This window comes from Evansella clarkii (assembly GCF_002019695.1).
Classification (GTDB): Bacteria; Bacillota; Bacilli; order Bacillales; family Salisediminibacteriaceae; genus Evansella; species Evansella clarkii.
On record NZ_KV917376.1, the window covers coordinates 3265997 to 3286182 of the forward strand.

18 protein-coding genes and 1 other annotated feature are annotated in these 20186 nt (G+C 41.7%); of the genes, 14 read left to right on the forward strand and 4 right to left on the reverse strand.

Annotated elements, in window-relative coordinates:
• The first annotated feature begins 93 nt into the window (after positions 1-93).
• The 4 genes from BK582_RS15125 to phnC all read left to right on the forward strand — a co-directional run bounded on the left by BK582_RS15125 (position 94) and on the right by phnC (position 4641).
• On the forward strand, positions 94-1680 hold the full coding sequence (locus BK582_RS15125; RefSeq protein WP_078595838.1) for a catalase: 1587 nt from the start codon (positions 94-96) through the stop codon (positions 1678-1680).
• Between the two features lie 302 nt (positions 1681-1982).
• Positions 1983-2984 (forward strand): phosphate/phosphite/phosphonate ABC transporter substrate-binding protein, encoded by a 1002-nt coding sequence (gene phnD / locus BK582_RS15130; protein ID WP_078598049.1) that lies wholly within the window; start codon positions 1983-1985, stop codon positions 2982-2984.
• Positions 2985-3132: 148 nt separating this feature from the next.
• A complete protein-coding gene (gene phnE / locus BK582_RS15135; RefSeq protein ID WP_078595839.1) occupies positions 3133-3894 on the forward strand; it encodes a phosphonate ABC transporter, permease protein PhnE in 762 nt (253 codons plus the stop codon).
• Positions 3895-3906: 12 nt separating this feature from the next.
• Positions 3907-4641 (forward strand): phosphonate ABC transporter ATP-binding protein, encoded by a 735-nt coding sequence (gene phnC / locus BK582_RS15140; RefSeq protein ID WP_078595840.1) that lies wholly within the window; start codon positions 3907-3909, stop codon positions 4639-4641.
• A 170-nt stretch (positions 4642-4811) separates the two neighbouring features.
• Here the strand turns inward: phnC and BK582_RS15145 are convergent, their stop codons facing one another.
• A complete protein-coding gene (locus BK582_RS15145) occupies positions 4812-6119 on the reverse strand; it encodes a hypothetical protein (RefSeq protein ID WP_244895395.1) in 1308 nt (435 codons plus the stop codon).
• 335 nt (positions 6120-6454) lie between these two features.
• Between BK582_RS15145 and BK582_RS15150 the strand changes: the two genes are divergently transcribed.
• The 9 genes from BK582_RS15150 to proS all read left to right on the forward strand — a co-directional run bounded on the left by BK582_RS15150 (position 6455) and on the right by proS (position 18160).
• Positions 6455-7333: a GNAT family N-acetyltransferase gene (locus BK582_RS15150; protein ID WP_078595842.1), complete on the forward strand. Its 879-nt coding sequence runs from the start codon at positions 6455-6457 to the stop codon at positions 7331-7333.
• A gap of 377 nt (positions 7334-7710) precedes the next feature.
• Positions 7711-7920 (forward strand): hypothetical protein, encoded by a 210-nt coding sequence (locus tag BK582_RS15155; protein ID WP_078595843.1) that lies wholly within the window; start codon positions 7711-7713, stop codon positions 7918-7920.
• Between the two features lie 519 nt (positions 7921-8439).
• On the forward strand, positions 8440-8946 hold the full coding sequence (locus BK582_RS15165) for a hypothetical protein (protein ID WP_134163568.1): 507 nt from the start codon (positions 8440-8442) through the stop codon (positions 8944-8946).
• A 169-nt stretch (positions 8947-9115) separates the two neighbouring features.
• Positions 9116-9658, forward strand: a complete 543-nt coding sequence (locus BK582_RS15170; protein WP_167553138.1) for a flavodoxin domain-containing protein — start codon at positions 9116-9118, stop codon at positions 9656-9658.
• A 510-nt stretch (positions 9659-10168) separates the two neighbouring features.
• The gene (locus BK582_RS15175; protein WP_078595847.1) at positions 10169-10804 is read left to right on the forward strand and encodes a CBS domain-containing protein; all 636 of its coding nucleotides are present in this window, start codon (positions 10169-10171) and stop codon (positions 10802-10804) included.
• Positions 10805-10821: 17 nt separating this feature from the next.
• Entirely contained in the window at positions 10822-11640 is an 819-nt protein-coding gene (locus tag BK582_RS15180; protein ID WP_078595848.1) for a pyruvate, water dikinase regulatory protein, read from the forward strand.
• Complete coding sequence (gene ppdK, locus BK582_RS15185) at positions 11640-14300, forward strand: pyruvate, phosphate dikinase (protein ID WP_078595849.1); 2661 nt, start codon at positions 11640-11642, stop codon at positions 14298-14300. Before BK582_RS15180 ends, ppdK begins: the two co-directional genes overlap by 1 nt.
• Positions 14301-14674: 374 nt before the next feature.
• The gene (locus BK582_RS15190; RefSeq protein WP_244895396.1) at positions 14675-15655 is read left to right on the forward strand and encodes a CAP domain-containing protein; all 981 of its coding nucleotides are present in this window, start codon (positions 14675-14677) and stop codon (positions 15653-15655) included.
• A gap of 81 nt (positions 15656-15736) precedes the next feature.
• Positions 15737-15943 (forward strand) — a binding site (T-box leader).
• A 786-nt stretch (positions 15944-16729) separates the two neighbouring features.
• Entirely contained in the window at positions 16730-18160 is a 1431-nt protein-coding gene (gene proS / locus BK582_RS15195) for a proline--tRNA ligase (protein ID WP_078595850.1), read from the forward strand.
• 49 nt (positions 18161-18209) lie between these two features.
• Here proS and BK582_RS28100 read toward each other — a convergent pair whose 3' ends face one another.
• Together BK582_RS28100 and BK582_RS15200 are read right to left on the reverse strand one after the other, a co-directional pair.
• Complete coding sequence (locus BK582_RS28100; RefSeq protein ID WP_276328210.1) at positions 18210-18341, reverse strand: hypothetical protein; 132 nt, start codon at positions 18339-18341, stop codon at positions 18210-18212.
• Positions 18342-18347: 6 nt separating this feature from the next.
• Positions 18348-18800 carry a hypothetical protein gene (locus BK582_RS15200; protein ID WP_078595851.1) on the reverse strand — a complete coding sequence of 151 codons (453 nt, stop codon included), beginning with the start codon at positions 18798-18800 and terminating at the stop codon, positions 18348-18350.
• A 193-nt stretch (positions 18801-18993) separates the two neighbouring features.
• Between BK582_RS15200 and BK582_RS15205 the strand changes: the two genes are divergently transcribed.
• Positions 18994-19839 (forward strand): SDR family oxidoreductase, encoded by an 846-nt coding sequence (locus BK582_RS15205; protein WP_078595852.1) that lies wholly within the window; start codon positions 18994-18996, stop codon positions 19837-19839.
• Positions 19840-19899: 60 nt separating this feature from the next.
• Here BK582_RS15205 and BK582_RS27670 read toward each other — a convergent pair whose 3' ends face one another.
• Positions 19900-20049: a hypothetical protein gene (locus BK582_RS27670; protein ID WP_218190732.1), complete on the reverse strand. Its 150-nt coding sequence runs from the start codon at positions 20047-20049 to the stop codon at positions 19900-19902.
• Between the last annotated feature and the right edge of the window lie 137 nt (positions 20050-20186).

Here is a 20186-nt window from a genome sequence, read left to right on the forward strand (position 1 = left end):
AAAAAGTAATGTTGTCTGGTAAAAAATACAATTTTTACTTGAGCCGAAAAAATCTGACAGAACGGTTTGGAAGACATGAAAGGAGTGTACATAATGGAAAAAAGACCACATAAAGAAGATCAGGCTAACCAGGCCAGCCATAATGATGAAGAAACACTGACTAACCGGCAGGGACACTTAGTAAAAGACAACCAAAACGTAAGGACAGTTGGAAACAGAGGGCCTACTACCCTTGAAAATTACGATTTTCTCGAGAAAATCACCCATTTCGACAGGGAGAAGGTACCGGAGCGTATTGTGCACGCAAGAGGTGCAGGTGCACATGGATATTTCCAGTCGTACGGCAAAGTTGGAGACGAGCCGATTTCCAAGTATACAAGGGCGAAAGTATTTACAAATACGGAAGCTCAAACACCGGTTTTTGTACGCTTTTCGACCGTAGTGCATGGAAACCATTCTCCTGAAACCTTACGGGATCCACGTGGTTTTGCGGTGAAGTTCTATACTGAAGACGGGAACTGGGACTTAGTTGGTAACAATCTGAAGATATTTTTTATCAGAGATCCATTGAAATTTCCTGATATGATTCATGCTTTCAGGCCAGACCCAGTGACTAACGTTCAGAATATGGAGCGTTTCTTTGATTTTTGCTGCAATTCGCCGGAAACCACTCATATGGTTACCTTCGTCTTATCTCCATGGGGGATCCCTGCAAATTACCGGCAGATGCAGGGTTCAGGGGTTCATGCATATAAATGGGTTAATGAGGAAGGGAAAGCAGTACTCGTAAAATACCACTGGGAACCTGTACAGGGAATTCGCAATCTGACTCAGAAGGAAGCGGATCAAATCGTTTCCAAAGATTTTAACCATGCTACAGTGGATTTATATGAAGCCATCGAAAAAGGAGACTACCCTGAATGGGAGCTTTATGTGCAGATAATGGAAGACGGAGAGCACCCGGAGCTTGATTTTGATCCTCTTGATTCGACAAAGCTGTGGTATAAAGAGGATTATCCATGGCAGAAGGTTGGTAAAATGGTTCTTAATAAAAACCCTGAGAATTATTTTGCGGAAGTGGAACAAGCTGCTTTCGGTACAGGTGTGCTGGTCGATGGCCTTGATTTTTCCGATGATAAGATGCTTCAGGGAAGAACGTTCTCCTACTCAGATACTCAGCGCTACCGTGTTGGGGCAAACTACCTTCAGCTGCCGATTAACAGGCCGAGAAAAGGAGTAGCCACCAACCAGGAAGGTGGACAAATGGATTACCGGACCAACTTTGGGGAGGGAGAAGATAAGCACATTAATTATGAACCTTCTTCAATTGGCGGTCTGCAAGAAGCTAAAAGAGAACATCAGCCACATGAACCGTATGTGGAAGGCAAGCTGACAAGGAAGGCAATCTCCCGTGAGAACAATTTCGGGCAGGCGGGGGAAACGTACAGAAGGCTTGCTGATTGGGAAAAGGATGAATTAATTAAAAACCTCGTAGACAATTTGTCTGACTGCCGCAAAGAAATACAGGATAAAATGGTTGATAACTTTACACAAGCCGATGAAGAGTACGGACGGCGAGTGAGAGAAGGGCTGGAAAAAGGCGGCGTCAGTATGGAAGACAAGCAGGATGAAGCTGTTGAAAAAGCCCAAGAGCTAAGCCATCCATCAGATCCATATTAATAACGGAGAACAGCCTGGGGAATAGACCTTCCTCAGGCTGTTTTTTTGTAATTACAGGTTTTATACAGTTTCCTTATTTTTAAGAACCCTGCAGGATTAAAGACAGGTTTCAGGCTTTAGTAAAAGAGGGATACTGTAAATCGTTTACATAATTAAAGGAATGGGAAGAGTAATTTTGAGATTTCTATGCAGTATAGTGATATAATGACTGAGTTAAGCAATCAGTTTATCATATTTTTCCTATAAGGTTACACAAGGTTTGATTGCTATCATTTAAGAGGGTCGAAAGGATGAAAAATAAAATGAAAAGATTTAAACTTACGGGCACAATAATGTTAGCAGCTGGAGTGCTCCTTGCTGGGTGTGGAGGAGAAAACGAAACACCTGAAAACAATGACAATCTGACGAATAACGAAGATAACAATAATACAACTGCTAATAACGATAATGTTGATGAAACTGAAAATGATCCGGCAGTGGACAGTGAAGTGTTCCGTGTAGCAGTAATTCCTTCACAGTCTATCGGCGAAATGCAGACAGGACTTGATAACTTACAGGAAACCCTTACAGAAGCACTGGATATGGCAGTAGAAGTGGAACATTATCCAAATTACAATGCTGTAGTGGAAGCAATTAATTACAGCCATATAGAATTAGCTTTTCTTGGGCCCCTTACGTACTTAATCGCCCACGAACAGAGCGGGGCACAGGCAATACTTACTCAGGAGATAGATGGAGAGCCATATTATTATTCCTATATGATTTCCCATGTGGACCAGCCGTGGGACACATTAGATGAAGCACTCGAAAACCCGGGCCCTGGAGAAATTGATTTTGCCTTTGCGAGCATTTCTTCCACCTCTGGTTCTTTAATCCCTGGGACAGAGCTCGTTAACCGAGGCGTATTTGAAGATGAGAATAATCATGAATTTGCTTCTGTTCGCTACACTGGATCCCATGATGTAACTGCAAGAGTTGTGGAAGACCAGACAGTGGACATCGGCGCTATTGACAGTGCTATTTACAATTCCCTGGTGGAAGAAGGTGCGGTGGATGATGACCAGATAAAAGTAATCTGGCAGTCGGAACAGCTGTACCAATACCCTTGGGTAGTTCCTCATGATATGAGCGACGAGCTGATTACGGAAGTACAGGAAGCGTTCATAAATATTGATGATCCGGAAATTCTTCGTATTTTTGGAGGAGCCAGCGCCTTTGTTGAAGCTGATGACAGCCAGTACGAAGATGTTCTGGAAGCAGCCAGAGAATTTAACATGCTCGACCCTGAAACACTGGAAGACTAAGGTGGATTGTTAATTATAATGAAAGAATGGAAAGAACGGTTGAGGAATGGGTCAGGGAATGCCCGCCCATTTCTTTTCTGTTTTAAGAACACTTTAACAAATTACTGCTTTATAATAAAACGGCAGGCGGCAGAAAGGAGGCAGAAGTTTGACCTGGTTTAATAAGAAAAGTTTAATTTACATAGTTATATTGATTGCACTTACATGGTGGAGCATGGATATCACCGGCTTTGAACTGGAGAAGTTTGCAAATTTCTCTAATATGATTTCGTTCATCGAAACAAGATTTCTTCCCCCTGACTGGGCAATACTTCCGCTGCTTATCCGGGAAAGCCTGATAACATTAGGAATAGCCTTTCTGGGGACTTTCTTTGCCCTTCTTGCCGCGATCCCTCTTAGTTTTGCAGCTGCGAATAATACGAGCAGAAATAATTTTATTTATTATTTTAGCCGTTTTTCTCTGTCAGGGCTTCGTTCAGTGCCGGAAATTGTATTCGGTTTATTGTTTGTCGTGGTAATTGGTCTTGGCCCTTTTGCGGCGGTGCTGGCAATACTTCTTCATAATATAGGGGTGCTTGGAAAGCTAATTTCCGAACTGATTGAGGCTTCAGACCGCGGGCCTCAGGAAGCGATGAAATCAGTGGGAGCAACCCATGGAATTGGCAGTCTTTTTGCGATTATTCCACAAATCTGGCCTAATGTTCTGTCTAATTATTTTTACCGGTTCGAAGTAGCGATCAGGACATCCCTAATTCTTGGTTTTGTTGGCGGGGGAGGCCTCGGACAGCAAATATTTAATCAGTACCAGAGCTTTTATTATCAGGGAATGGCTGTATCAATCGTCTTGATTATGGTGCTCGTCATTATCGTGGACATGTTCGGTTCTTTTGTCCGGAAGAGAATTATCTAGGAGGCTTCACTTATGATCCATTTACAAGACATCACAGTAAGATATCCGGGTGTGCCTGATGATGCACTGAAAAAGATAAATCTGTCCTTTGAAAAAGGAGAATTTGTCTGTGTTTTAGGCAGGAGCGGCTCTGGCAAGTCAACTTTCATCCGGACACTTAACGGATTGCAGCCATTAACAAAAGGGACGATAAATATACTTGGGAAGCATCTGCAGACCCTGAACAAAAAAGAGCAGCGCCTTTTAAGGACTAATATAGGTATGATTTTTCAGCACTTCCACCTCATTCCCCGGCTAACTGTGAAACAGAATGTGCTTACTGGAATTTTTGGCAGGAAGAAGGTATACGAAAATTTGCTGGGGATTTTCTCTGCTGAGGAGAAAAAAGCAGCAGAGCAATATTTACAGGAAGTAGAGCTGCTGCCCTTTGCAAACAGGAAAGTAGAGCAGCTTAGTGGAGGCCAGAAACAGAGAGTCGCTATTGCGAGAGCAATGGTCCAGGAACCGGAGATCCTTCTGGGGGACGAGCCTGTTGCAAGCCTTGACCCAAGTACGGCTCAAAGTATTTTTAATATACTTCGTACAATTCATGATGAAAAAGAGCTCATTTCTATTATTAATGTACACGATGTGCAGCTCGCTAAAAAATTTGCCACGCGTATTATCGGTTTGAATAAAGGTAATCTGGTCTATGATGGAAAACCTGAGGAATTCAATGATGAAGTATATGAACGGATCTATGGATAACAGTGAAGGACCGCCAGCGGCAGGCTGACAGTCCTTCTTTTTTATACTATAAGAAAGTATAAAATTTTAGCAACGTCGCCGTCTCGACGCTGATAAAATTTTTAGGATTATAGTATAAATGCAACTACGCCTCTGTCTTCGCCTTAAGGCTAGCAATCGGCGAGTTTTCTTTATATCCACCCCGCCAGCCTGAAGAAATACAGGGTAGTAGTAAGTAAAGCTGCTGACAGTATGGCGAACTTGTAGTTCTGCCTGATGATAGCAGTCGGTGGCTGGTTCATCAGTCTGGAAGTCATTAGCACCTGCCCCGAAAAAGGGGACATTTGTGTTGCGGCGGTCCAGGCCAGAAGGAGAACGATCGCCATATACTCCGGACTCACGCCGAATTTTTCAGGGCTTAATGAACTTCCGATGCCAATTATTATAATTACAGGATGTATACCGATTTGCGCCAGTGCGATTGCCACAGTGACGATAAACATGCTTAATAAGTAAACAGAGCCGAACGAAGCCTGGAACAACCACCCGGAAATGACAGTTCCCGCTTCTGTATAGGACAGAGCCATTCCAAAGAAACCGGCACTTATAAAAACAGCAAGTTCGTTTTTGATTTTCAAAAAAGAATTCTGGACTTGTTCCGCAACATCGTATATATAGTATCTCAAAAGCCGGGACGCAGCTGCCCATATAAAAGGGAATACAAGGGCAAGCAATGATACAACAGTGAGCATATTTACCGGCAGCAGGAAATCGAGCAGAAATGAAAGAGCAATTAATGTAATACTGAACATGTACAGCGGAGTAAGTGACTGACTAAGTTTTTTTCCTTTTTCTCTGCCTTTGTTACTAACGACTGGGTCTTCCGGAAATTTAATTTGCGCAAACAAAAAGTATGATATTACGAGATAAATAACGGCAAGAATTATGACATATAGCCCAATATCAAACCAGGAAAGATCAAACATGACAAGTACTAACCCGACGTTTACAAAGTAAGGGGACCAAAGCATACAAAAGCCAAAAGCTCTCATTATATTCAGGCTGAGCCGTTTATCCCTGTATGCTGTGAAACTTTCCTCGGCCATTCGCTTTACGATAGCCATTGATCCATAGTTCAGAATAATTCCCATTGATGCAGTAAGCATATAACTCAGCCGGTAAGGGTGACGGCCGCCTTTCTGTTCCATTTCCTGAACTTTTTCCTTTAAGGCAGAAAGGTAACCGCCTGTCGACATAAACGTACCGATCAGAGGTATTAACAGAAATAAAGATAATAGATTCGTATTTTCCCCAAACCCAAGCATGGCGATACTTAGTGGAACTCCTTCCAGATAAAAACAGATTGTCCCTACAATAAGCAGGACAGATACTACTATTCTGCTTACGTTTGAAATAAAGAAAAATGCTGCTGCGAAAAGAACAGCTGCAATGGTGCTATATGTAAAAAGCAGGATGTAACTCGGAAAAAACTGTTCCATTAAATAAAATACAGCTGTTAAATAGCATAAGACACCCAGGAATGTAAAGATTCTATTTTGTTTCGTAATCCACATCCCCTTTCTGTAAAAATATTTACTATTATCTGTTACACATTATAGTACCATAACAGATAAAAGTTTCGTAACACTAAGCTTCATATGCTGCTAAGTTAAAGGAAACAAAAATACTCAGTAATAAAGTAGAAAATTCGGTGATTTTACACAAAAAAGTACTTTCCATTTTTGCAAAAAGTCATTATAATTTTTCCATAAAGCGGTATTGCTCCAGTAATAATTTATTAAAATAAAAAAGGCTTAGCTGAGGAGAGAACATAATGGAAGAGCTCAGGTTTCTTTCTGACTACAAAGAAACAGATACATACCGCCGCAGCTTTTCAGATCTTGCTCTGAAAGTTTTTGGGATAAATTTTGAAGAATGGTATGAGAAGGGGTTTTGGGATGATTCTTATGTCTGCTATTCCTTTTTTGACCGCGGTGAAATAGCAGCGAACGTTTCAGCCAGCAAACTTGATATAGTTATGGAAGGACAGAAAATCAGTGCTGTTCAAATAGGCACCGTAATGACAGCTCCTGAATTCAGGAACAAAGGCCTTGCTGCAACTCTTCTTAACAAAGTTTTAGAGAAGTATGAGAGTATAGCAGACATAATTTATTTGTTTGCAAATGAATCAGTACTTACTTTTTATCCGAAATTTGGTTTTAATATGGTAAGGGAGAACAGTTATTCACTCAGGCTGGACGTTAGTAATTCGGCCTCACCTCTTCGGAAGCTTGATCCCAGGTCCAGGGAAGACATGGAAATGATCGGAAGGCTCTATGAAAAGAAAGCCTTATTATCCAGAAAAATCGATGTAGAACAAGCGAAAGGAATTCTGCTGTTCCATTGCCTCCATACATTCAGGGACAGTATGTATTATTCCAGCCAGGAAAATGCGGTGCTCATATACAAGATTGAAGGGGAAAAGCTTCATATTTACGATGTTATCTGTACCAGAAAAATGCTTTTCCACGAAGTCATCGGTAATATACCTTGCGAAAATATCAGGGAAATAATATTTCATTTCACACCGGATTTTCCAGACATGAAACCGAGCAGCAGAGTAAAGCAGGCAGAAAATGATGTGTTGTTTGTTAAGAACATAAACACATTTTTGCCGAGGTTTTTCACATTACCTGTAACATCCCATGCATAATAAAGATAAAACGATCTCCTGGAAAAGGCCGAGGGAGTATGGATTATTTCGTGCTCCGGCAAACTATATATTTTAAATAAGACCGGGGATTCCCCGGTTTTTGTAATCTAAAAGAGATATAAAAAAATTCGACAAAATTATGTGAAATTGCGATTTTTTTCCGAATAGCATTTTCTTTTGTCAAAATTTTTGGTATATTTATCTACATATTATAAATTATCATAATTTTTCCTGTTCATCAGCAAGTGTTTTTAGCAGAATCATTTAATCTTTTTGATCCGTAGGGCATATACATAACTAGTAGTATACGGACTCAGGGTAATAATGATTTCTCCTGTAAAAAAATATGAAAAATCCATTATGTAAGGAGTGCTCATATGTATAAAGTCCATCCCGATGTAAAGGAAATGCTGCACCTGTCTGAGAAAACGACGGAAGAACTAAAAAAACAGTATAATTTATTAGTATCAGAATTAAAGATTGCGAGAAATGCATATGAGTTTGAAAGAGCCTCAGATGTGAAAACGGAAATGGTTTATATTATTGAGGAACTTAAAAACCGTAAGGAACTGAAAACCGCAAGATAAGACGAGAAAAATGGCCAGGCAGGTTCCTCTGAAGCCTGCCTTACAGATTTAATGGTAAAAGTCTCGCTGCATCTTGGGGAGGCTCGGGTATCGAAGCATGCTTTCCGGCATGGTGTGAAATTTTATGATAGGATAAGGTTAATGAGAAGCGGGTGGTCTTCTTCTTTTTTTATAGTTAAATGGAGGCTTTATATTATGAATATCACACCTTATCTTATCTTCGCGGCTCTAATATGCGTTATAGCTCTAATAATTACTATAATGGTGGGGATCAACCCTCACGATGAATCTTATCAGAAAAAAACGAGAAACCGGATTACATTACTGACAAGTTTTTATATTATAGCTTTTATACCAGCTTTACTTTTTGCAATATTTTATTTTGCACTAAGGTAAGGCCGCATTAATATTAAAATCAGACGCCAGGAAGAGAAATCTTTCTGGCGTCTTTTTTATACAAAAAATAGAATTATTTGAAACTTTAACTGTTTTGATTCGTCTATCATAATAGGGGGTGAGATGATGAAGGCAGCTTCTCTCGGATTATTGATTATATTATTACTTTCTGGCTGTACAGGAAGGGAAGAATTAAGTGAAACCGCAGAGCAAGTGAAAGGCTACTTAGAGGAACATGGGTATGAGATTGTATCATATGAAGGGGATAATACATATGAAGTAACACTTGAGAACCTGAAAACAGTCCATGGGGAATATGTCTGGTCTGTACAGAGAGTGAGCCCTGAGTCTTTTGTGGGAAAAACCCTTGTCACTGAGGAGTTTCTCGTAAGGAATCACCCCCTTGACCGGTACTTTTACGGTCGCCAGCCGTATTATCTTGACAGTACACAGGTCACGGTTTATTTATACGATGGGGACATTATTGGCGGTACATCCTTTCCTGCAGCTGAGGAACCTCTTGACGGTGTTTTTTATTCTCTTGACGGAAAAAACACAACAGAGATTCACGGCAGTTATCAATCCTGGTATAAAAACTGGAACTCAATTATTACTGATTTAGGGGGCTGAACGTTCAGGATGAGCCTAACCGAATAACTGTTAAATAATCACGCCCATTCATTTGCAGGGCGTGTTTTTTCATTTGCGTTTATATGGAGGGATGGGCGTTAGCAGGAATAATAACTTGTGAACCGTACAAAATATATTTGTTAAACCTCATATGAACAGGAGGATTAAGATGAAAGTTTATATTTTGCACGCAAGTATGTACGGTCATACTGAAATTCTGGCTAATGCTGTAACAGAAGGAGTTAATCAGGCAGAAGGAGTTGAGGGGATTCTAAAGTCAGTTGAAGATACGGACCCGGAAGAATTAAGAGACGCTGCAGGAATAATTTGGGGTTCCTCAGGTTATTTTGGAGAGCCTAATCCGAAGATGGCTACTTTCTTTTCTAAACTGGGCGGTTTGTGGGTGAGCGGGGGCCTTCAAGGTAAAGCTGGCGGGGTGTTTGCCACTGCATCGTCCCAGCATGGGGGAGTGGAAAATGTGTGCCGTGCATTGCAAACACCAATGCAGCACCATGGTATGATTCTTGTATCAAATACTGGCCCTCTGAATGAAGATCGAGTGAATTATGGCAATCCCTATGGTGCCACGTCAGTAATTCCTGTGGAGTCATCACCTGAAGCTCCGATGAATGAGCCGAACAACTCCGAAATGGAACTTGCCCGGCAGTATGGCAAACTTGTCGCAGAGGCTGCAGCTAAACTGGCGAAATAATTAGAGGCTGGGAAAAACCCCAGCCTTTATGTATTTTAATTTGCAACAGAGGCTAACTGTAATTTTATTATGTAAACTTCCTTTTTAATTCTTTTTCTCTTCTAACATCGGTAACGCGAACCTATAATTATGCCACACTAATATATATACGAATAAATCCCCATTCATAACCTCCCCTTATAAAAGGTCAGATTATCAACTTATCAACAACAAGCAGAGGCTCCAGCCACCGAAAAACACTTATCCACAGTTTTTAACCCTTTACCCACAGGCGCTAACTTGTCGTGTCCTTCTGCGGAGGACACGAATGAGGCGACCTGTATAAAGAATATAACAGGTGAATTAAATGACTATAACAGATATGAGGGTAATGTTTTTAGTGTTATTTTTAAATAATATATTAGTTTTATAAGTATATTTAAAAACAATATGTTCACTTTTTTGTTAAATGTGATATACTAATTTTAAAAAGTATGACTTATTAATTCGGTCACACGGGAGGTGGGGTTTATGATCAAACTGACTGAACGACAGGAAAGAATCTTATCTTTTTTAACCACCGATCAGCCGGTCACTGGTGAACAGCTTGCTGAAAAGCTTTCTGTCACCAGGGCGACATTAAGGCCGGATCTGGCGGTTTTATCTATGAGCGGGTTAATGGAAGGAAAACCACGTGTCGGTTATGTACTAAATTCTAAGAATAAGAAAAAAGCCTCGTTGTTTGAAGCACAGCTGGTAAAAGATTTCAAAGGAAGGCCTGTTGCAGTGCCTGAAACTTCCTCTTTATACGATGCAGTTGTTCAGCTTTGTCTGGAGAGAACCAGCTGCCTGTATGTGGTTAACAGTGATGGTGGATTAACCGGAGCTTTATCGAAAAAGGACTTGCTAATGGCTTCCATAAATAATACGAATCTGGAAAGTCTTCCTGTAAGTGTGGTGATGGCACGAATGCCTAACTTAGTTGTTACGGAAGACCAGGAAACTTTACTGGAAGCTGCGAAAAAACTGGTAGAGCATGAAATCGATTCTCTACCCGTTATCGCTGTAAAATCTGAGAAGCCATTTTTTGCTGAATTAACAGGAACTATCACAAAAACCACTATTGCCAAAGCCTATTATGAACTTATGGATAACTACTCCAGATAAGAAAGCAGGTGGAGAACATGGAGAGGAAAGAAACAGTTTTTGTAGTCTCGGATTCCGTGGGGGAAACTGCCCAGTTTGTTGTGCAGGCTGCAGTAAGCCAGTTTAGCGGCGGAACCATGGATATCCGGCGCCATTCCTATGTGGAAGAAGCGGAAGATATTGAAGATGTTATTCAGGAAGCAAAGTATATGAATTCTATCATTGCATACACACTTGTAATTCCTGAGTTAAAAGATTATCTGGATCGACGTGCAAAAGAGGAAGATATTACCTCTGTTGATTTAATGAGTCCTCTTTTGAATGCTCTTTCTGATAAATTTCAAAAGAAGCCTAAAAATGAGCCGGGAATGGTACGAAAGCTTGACGATGCCTATTTTCGCAAAATAGAGGCGATTGAATTTGCAGTTAAATATGATGACGGCCGGGATCCAAGAGGAATAAAAAAAGCGGATATCGTCCTGATTGGTGTTTCCCGCACATCAAAAACACCTTTATCTATGTATCTGGCACATCATCGTTTTAAGGTAGCCAATGTCCCCCTCGTTCCTGAAGTTGCTCCGCCGGAAGAGTTGTATGAGGTACCGAGAAAAAAATGTGTCGGCCTGATCATTTCACCGGATAAGCTGAATGAAATCAGGAAAGAACGGCTGAAAGCCCTCGGCCTGACAGCGGAGTCTTCTTATGCCCGCCTGGACAGAATTCTCGAGGAACTAGAGCATGCAGATAAAATAATGAAACGGGTTGGCTGCCCTGTAATTGATGTCTCTAATAAAGCTGTGGAAGAAACAGCTAATCTTATATTAGAAAACTTTAAAATGGAGAGGAGCTCTGTTTAGTGGATAAATTTGTATACCTTTTCAATGAAGGCAACAGTAAGATGAAAGAGTTATTAGGAGGTAAAGGGGCTAACCTTGCTGAGATGACAAGGATTGGTTTACCAGTCCCTTATGGTTTTACCATTTCCACAACAGCATGTAATGCTTATTACGAAGCTGGCAAAAGCGTTTCGCCGGAACTGAGATTTGAAATTTACGAAGCTTTAGCCAGACTGGAGGAGCAAACTGGCAAAAGGCTTGGTGATACATCAAATCCCCTGCTCGTTTCTGTACGTTCCGGAGCAGTATTTTCCATGCCTGGAATGATGGATACTGTTTTGAATCTGGGAATGACCGACGAAACAGTGGAAGGTTTGGCGAAGCTTACTGAAAATCCGAGATTTGCTTATGACTCTTACCGCAGATTTATCCAGATGTTCAGCGATGTGGTGCTGGGAGTTGATGTTTTCTATTTTGAGCAGCTGCTCGAGGAAACAAGGGAAGAAAAAGGGTACACTACCGACCCTGAATTAACAGCAGAAGACTGGAAAGAAGTAATCGGAGAATATAAAAAAATTGTAAAAAAACATACACGTAAGGCTTTTCCCCAGGACCCTAAGGAACAGCTGCTTTTATCGATCCAGGCAGTTTTTGATTCCTGGCATAATCAGAGAGCTGTTGTTTACAGACGACTCAACAAAATTCCGGACCACTTAGGAACAGCTGTTAACATTCAGAGTATGGTGTTCGGAAACATGGGCAATGATTCAGGGACTGGTGTGGCCTTTACAAGAAACCCCTCCACTGGCGAAAAGAAGCTCTATGGGGAATACTTAATCAACGCTCAGGGGGAGGATGTTGTTGCCGGCATCCGGACTCCACAGCCAATCAGTACGTTGAAAGATGAGATGCCGGACGTTTATGATCAATTTGTCGAGACATGCAATCATCTGGAAAACCATTACAAAGATATGCAGGATATTGAGTTTACAGTGGAACGGGGCCAGTTATTCATCTTGCAGACAAGAACAGGAAAACGGACAGCGGAAGCTGCTATTCGTATAGCTGTGGAGCTGGTAAACGATGAAGTAATTGAAAAACAGGAAGCGCTCCTTCGTATTGACCCGGAACAGCTTGATCAGCTGCTGCATCGCCGCATTGATGATTCGTTTGTTCGGAACCATATTGCTAAAGGACTGCCGGCTTCACCTGGTGCTGCTACAGGGCAGGTCGTATTTGACGCGGATGAAGCGGAAAGACTTACAGGCGACGGAAGAAAGGTTATACTCGTTCGGCCTGAAACCACACCCGACGATATTCACGGAATCATTTCCGCTCAGGCGGTTGTAACAAGCCGTGGCGGGATGACTTCTCATGCTGCAGTGGTAGCAAGAGGGATGGGCAAGGCGTGTATTTGCGGATGTGAAGCTCTGAAGATTGATTTGAAAAATAAGCAGTTTTCTGCAGGAGATACAGTCGTAAACTACGGAGAAATCATTACAATTGACGGTTCTACAGGTGAAATCATGCTGGGGGAAATTCCTATGATAGAACCGGAACTATCCGATGACTTCCGGACTCTTTTGTCATGGGCAGATGATGAGCGGAAATTGAAAGTCCGTACAAACGCCGACAATCCTCAGGACTCAAGAAAAGCAGTGGAATTTGGAGCGGAAGGAATCGGCCTCTGCCGGACGGAACATATGTTTATGGATGCATCACGGGTTCCAGTTGTTCAGCGGATGATCCTTTCTGATACTTTAGAAGAAAGACTTGAAGCACTGGAACAGCTTCTTCCAATGCAGCAGGAAGACTTTGAAGGAATTTTCGAAGCAATGGAAGACCGCCCTGTTACAGTCAGGCTTCTGGACCCGCCGCTTCACGAATTCATGCCGGACAAGGAAGAACTGTTAGTTGACATAACGAAGTTACAGTTAACTTACCCTGATTCTCCTGAATTAAAGGAGAAAGAGCAGCTGCTCAGAAAAGTACGCCAGCTTGATGAATTTAATCCAATGCTTGGCCACCGTGGCTGCAGACTCGGAATGATTCACCCGGAGATTTATGAGATGCAGGTCAAAGCTATTTTTTATGCGGCTGCAAAACTGGTAAACAAAGGGATGAAAGTCATTCCTGAGATAATGATTCCTCTTGTAGGCCATGTAAATGAGCTAAAAGAAATGAGAAAGCTTGTTGTAAACACAGCTGAACAGATCGCTGATGAAACTGGCACACAAGTGGATTACACTGTCGGCACGATGATTGAAGTACCCCGGGCTGCTCTCACAGCTGACGAAATTGCGGTGGAAGCAGATTTCTTTTCCTTCGGTACAAACGATTTAACACAAACTACTTTCGGATACAGCCGTGATGATGCAGAAGGCAAGTTTCTTCAGGCGTATATTGAAAATAAAGTCCTGCCTGAAAATCCTTTCGCGGTGCTTGACCAGAACGGTGTAGGAAAGTTAGTTGAAACGGGAGTGAAACTCGGCAGAACAGCAAGGTCTGAACTGAAAACGGGAATTTGCGGGGAGCATGGCGGTGAGAAATCATCCATTGAATTCTGTTATAATGCCGGGCTTGATTATGTGAGTTGTTCTCCATACCGTGTGCCGCTCGCAAGGCTTGCAGCAGCACAGGCAACGATTCGTAATAGTAAAACGGAAGCTGTTATGAAATAAATTAAAGGTTTTATAGTTGAGCAGGGACGTAAGCGGTCCCTGCTTTTTACATTTAAGGACTATCGAGATTCAAAAAAGCAACACAGTGGAAGCGGATCTACATTCCGTTAAATGGGGAAAAAGGGTGCTTCAGGGGGTTGCTGCGGATCCTTATTCCGTTAATAGCATAAATGTTGGTGATTTCATTGGTGAAATAAGGAGTAGCGAAACCTGGTTCCTAAAGCCTGCTTAAATCGTTGGGATGTGTAGAAATAGTGTACAAAATATTTAGTAACATGCCGGGCATATAAACGCCTGGCGTTTTCTTTTTCAGGCTTACCCAGATTTACTCTATTTTCCCACCTATACATAAGGAAAAATTAGAAAAAATAAAGTTGAAAAGAAAATCTAAGCTAAGAAGGGAAGTGAATGTATTGAATAAAAAAGGTTTTATGTTATATATATGTTTTGTATTATTATTCCTTGCAGCTGCTTGCAATACAGCAACTGATGAGGAAAATGCAAGACATTATGGTTATACCTATAACAACAACCAGTATCCTAACGAGGGTGAGATTAACCGGTTTGAGATGGGTGATGACAATAATCTCCGCCACTACACGAACAACATTTCTGCTGAAAGTACCGACACACCAAGCAGTAAGTATCCACATACGAAAGCTGTGCAAATCCAGGAAGCTAAATTTGACTTCCAGGTAGTCAAGGGAGATGACGGCAAGCGTTATGGAGGTGGAGAGCAAGGCGGAGCTAATGCTGAACAACGCCAGGGTCTTATGAACCGTATCCGACAGGGAATCGGCGGAGGCCAGGGAGGCGAAGGAGGAGCCGGCGGAGATGCAGGTGAACAGCAGCAGCCGGGACAACAGCAGGATACAGCTGCTCCGGATCAGCAGCAAGGTGCACCTGTGACCGATCAGGATCAACAGGAACGACAACAGGAACAGCAGGAGCAACAGCAGGAACAGCCAAGCGGCGGAATAAGCCAGGCGGAACAGCGTGTTATTGAATTAACAAATGAACAGCGCCGCAACAATGGATTGTCAGAGCTTGAGGCACACGGGCAGTTAAGCAATGTGGCAAGGACGAAATCCAATGACATGCAGGAAAACAATTATTTTTCCCATACAAGTCCAACATATGGGTCGCCATTCGATATGATCCGCGACCATGATGTGGAATTTAATGCGGCAGCGGAAAATATCGCTCAGGGGCAGCAGACGCCGGAGCAGGTGGTGGAATCGTGGATGAACAGTGAGGGTCACCGTGGGAACATACTTAACGGGAACTTTACTCATATTGGGGTAGGGTATGACGAAAATGGCCACCACTGGACGCAAATGTTTATAACTCAGTAAAAAAATAAGGAGCAGGCTATGGAGCCTGCTCCTTATTAATGTTGACATTATCTTCCTCGCCCGGTATAATTTCCTCAAATAACTGAAACGCTGATGAGGATTAGTAAAGCAGTCGATGTTTCTTCAGAGAGGGGACCATTTGGTGAGAGGTTTCTGTAACAGCTGTTCGAACCTGCCTCTGAGTTCTGTGCATTATAGCACAGCGGATGAGTCAATCCGTTATCAAATAGAGAGTATAAAGCCTTGCTTTGTAAATAAGGGTGGTACCGCCAATCAATGGTCCCTTTATTCAGAGCAGGGCTTTTTTGTTTAAAATTTGGCTCTGGTTATTAGTAATAGAAATTTCGGTGCTGAATCTGGACAAATATTTGAGTTATGGCTGAGATTTGTCCAGCAAAGCGATTAATCTGGACAAATTAGCCGTCTGGGAGTGAGATTTGTCCAGCAAAATGTCATTGCAGGACAAATTTAAGTAAAACAGACAGGAATTTGTCCAGGTAATATCCTAATAATGGAATATATTGAAAAATTTATCACCTAATCTGGACAAATAATTGTTTTATGGCTGAGATTTGTCCAGCAAAGCGATTAATCTGGACAAATTAGCCGTCTGGGAGTGAGATTTGTCCAGCAAAATGTCATTGCAGGACAAATTTAAGTAAAACAGACAGGAATTTGTCCAGGTAATATCCTAATAATGGAATATATTGAAAAATTTATCACCTAATCTGGACAAATAATTGTTTTATGGCTGAGATTTGTCCAGCAAAGCGATTAATCTGGACAAATTAGCCGTCTGGGAGTGAGATTTGTCCAGCAAAATGTCATTGCAGGACAAATTTAAGTAAAACAAACAGAATTTGTCCAGGCAATATCCTAATAATGGAATATACTGAAAATTTTATCACCTAATCTGGACAAATCTTTGTTTTATGGCTGAGATTTGTCCAGCAAAGCAAAATTGCAGGACAATCCTTGTCAAAATCACAGAATTTGTCCAGAAAGCCCATCCTGATGTAACTGACCAGGCCGGATCAAACGGCATCAACAAAAAATATAAAAGAGGTGCTTATTATGGCAAAAGAGTTTGTTAAAGATATTACTTCCATGGACGAAGATTTCGCCCAGTGGTACACGGACGTTGTCACCAAAGCGGATCTGGTAGACTATTCCAGCGTGAGGGGTTCCATGATTATCCGGCCCTACGGATATGCATTGTGGGAAAATATTAAAGGTGCCCTTGACAGAAGAATTAAGGAAACTGGGCATGAAAATGTATATATGCCGCTTTTTATACCGGAGAGTCTGCTCGAAAAAGAAAAAGACCATATTGAAGGGTTCGCCCCTGAGGTAGCTTGGGTGACACACGGCGGTTCAGAGGAACTTACCGAACGCCTTTGTGTCAGACCTACTTCTGAAGTGCTTTTCTGCGAGCATTATAAAAATATTATCCATTCATTCAGAGACCTGCCAAAGCTGTATAATCAGTGGTCCAATGTTGTTCGATGGGAAAAAACGACACGTCCGTTCCTGAGAACACTGGAGTTTTTATGGCAGGAAGGGCATACTTGCCACGCAACAGACGAGGAAGCATTAGAAGAAACGGAAAAAATGCTGGATGTTTATGCGGAAATAGCAGAGAAATATCTTGCTATTCCTGTAATCAAAGGCCAGAAAACAGAAAAAGAAAAATTCGCCGGAGCAAAGCTCACATATACGATCGAGAGCCTGATGCATGACGGTAAAGCATTGCAGACAGCGACTTCCCATCATTTCGGCGACGGTTTTGCAAAAGCCTTCGGAATTCAGTACACAGATAAAGACGGCAAACTGCAGTATGTACATCAGACATCGTGGGGTTTTACAACAAGGGTTATTGGCGCGATGATTATGGTGCATGGAGACGACCGGGGACTCATCATTCCGCCAAAAGTGGCTCCGACTGAACTGATGATTCTTCCGATTGCCCAGCATAAAGAAGGGGTTCTTGACCATGCGTATGAGCTGAATGAAAAGCTCTCAGCTAAGTTCAGAACAGGTATAGATGCCAGCGACAAAAAACCTGGCTGGAAATTCAATGAATATGAGATGAAGGGTGTTCCTCTGAGACTTGAAGTGGGTCCTAAAGATATTGAAAAGGGGCAGGCAGTACTTGTTCGGCGAGATACCGGAGAAAAAGAATTTGTCCCGCAGGATCAGCTGGAAACGAGAATATCCGACTTGTTAGAGGAAATCCAGCAAAACTTGTTTAATAAAGCAAAAGAAAAGCAGCAAGAAAAAACATACACCGCGACAAACTATGAGGAATTTAAACAAACGTTTGATCAAAAGTCAGGATTCGTCAAAGCCATGTGGTGCGGCGAGACTGCGTGTGAAGAAAAAATTAAAGAGGAAACCGGAGTAACTTCCCGCTGTATCCCAAAAGAAGGAGAGAAGATCTCTGAAGAATGTGTTTGCTGCGGGAAAGAAGCTGAAAAAATGGTCTACTGGGCTAAAGCATACTAAGAGAAAAAACCGTTCCTGGCAGAGCATCAGGTACGGTTTTTCCGTTATCTTATTCCTGTTCAGGGTCCTCATCATCGCCAAACGTCGTGAAGAAATAAATGAACAAAATAAGACTGATCCCGATTATAAATGAAGCGGTCCTGGTCGTTCGTACTGCCGGAAACATCTCAGTTAAGGCCAATTACAATCACTCCCTTATATGATTTTCAATCAGCTTAGGATTCAAATTTAAATGCTCGCATAATAATTTATATATATTGTCATGAGGATCCTCCAGTCCTGGCAGAGTCGGCCGTAAATGCGGCAGGCCAAGGAGAGGACCACCTACATTTATTGAAAGTCCGGCAGGGTTAAGTACCACACCTGTAACAGAAAACTGCCCGGTAATCAGAAACTTGGCGATGAATATATCAATAAGATCTATAGTGAGGTTTACTAGTGGATTTCCCGTTTTACTCACAAGCCTTTGCTGTCCGGTGATCGGGCCGCCTAAAGACGCGCGAAAACCCCTTGGTGTTACAAAGACGCCAATGATTGTTATCTGGCCGGTAAGGAGCAGGATCGCCGTAATTATTGCTAAACTCCTTTTGATACTCCTGACTTTTTCCAGTGCTTTAATTATTTCCTGCTGGTTAGCCATATCACCACACCCTCTGTATTTTATCCTATTCTGAAAATCAGTTATTGTTGTAAGAATTAAGGCTTTTAGCAGAAAAACAGGAACCTGTCCCGCTCATTTAATTAATTTGGATTATAATAAGATGAAAAAGAGTTTTTAATGAAGCAGCCGCATTTATCTTTCGATTACATAGAATGTGTTAGGAGTTTATAAAATGGATAAAAAAATCGCACTAATAACGGGAACAAGTACAGGGCTCGGTTTTCATACTGCTCTTAAGCTTGCTGAAAATGGGTATACTGTGGTTGCTGCTATGAGAAATACTGAGAAAAAACAGAGACTTGAGGATGAAGCAGCACGTTTACGTATAGAGAAAAACATTGATATCGTTAAAATGGATGTTACAGAACAGTCAGAAATTACAGCCATACAAAAATATGTTCAGGATAAATATGGGAAACTGGATGTATTAATTAATAATGCCGGTTATTCACTTGGAGGAGTGACTGAGCACCTGGACACTGCCGACTGGAAAGGTCAGTTTAACACAAATTTGTTCGGTGCAGTCGCTGTCACGAAGGCCTTTCTCCCGTTAATGAGAAAAAACGGGAAAGGGAAGATTATAAACATTGGGAGCATCAGCGGGAGATTCGGTTTCCCTGGCTTAGGCCCTTATGCAGCATCAAAATTTGCATTGGAAGGCTTCAGTGAATCCCTCAGACTTGAGCTGCTGAATTTCAATATTAGTGTCAGCATAATTGAAGCAGGATCCTATAAAACTAAAATATGGGAAAAAGGGATGGGAGGTGTGAATACTGAGGAAGAAAATGAGTATTCCACACTTATCCGGAATCTGCATAAGGCAGCCGGTAACTCTGCTGAAGGAGCAGCTGAGCCTGGAGAAGTGGCAGAATTAATTTTGAAAATCTGCCGGACCGCCAAACCAAAACTACGATACCAAACAGGAAAAGGGATCAGGACAGCGACCTTCCTGAAGGGGATTCTGCCCTGGTCCTTTTTTGAACGGTTAATTTTGAGAAAAATTTACTCGAAAAAATGAATATGTTTACATGAATCAATTTCATAATTCAAGATTTTCATCATTAATACGAACATTATCTTATAATGTTACTCTGTTGGTCGATTTTCGCTTCAGACGGACGCGTTCTGCGGGCACGGCTTCAACTAATTTTTGACGACTGAATGCCGTCAAATATGGATTTTCAGCTTTTGATGCTTTTCCCGCCAGAGTCGCCCTCTTACGCTGCAATCGAAAAGTAATGTTCATCTTTTTTATGGAAAGTCTATATATAAAATTCATTCACTTGTAAAAAAGGCAAGGAAGTAAAATCTGCCAGAAATACCTTTAAATGAAATGTTCTCGGGGTACATACTAAAAAACTGCAT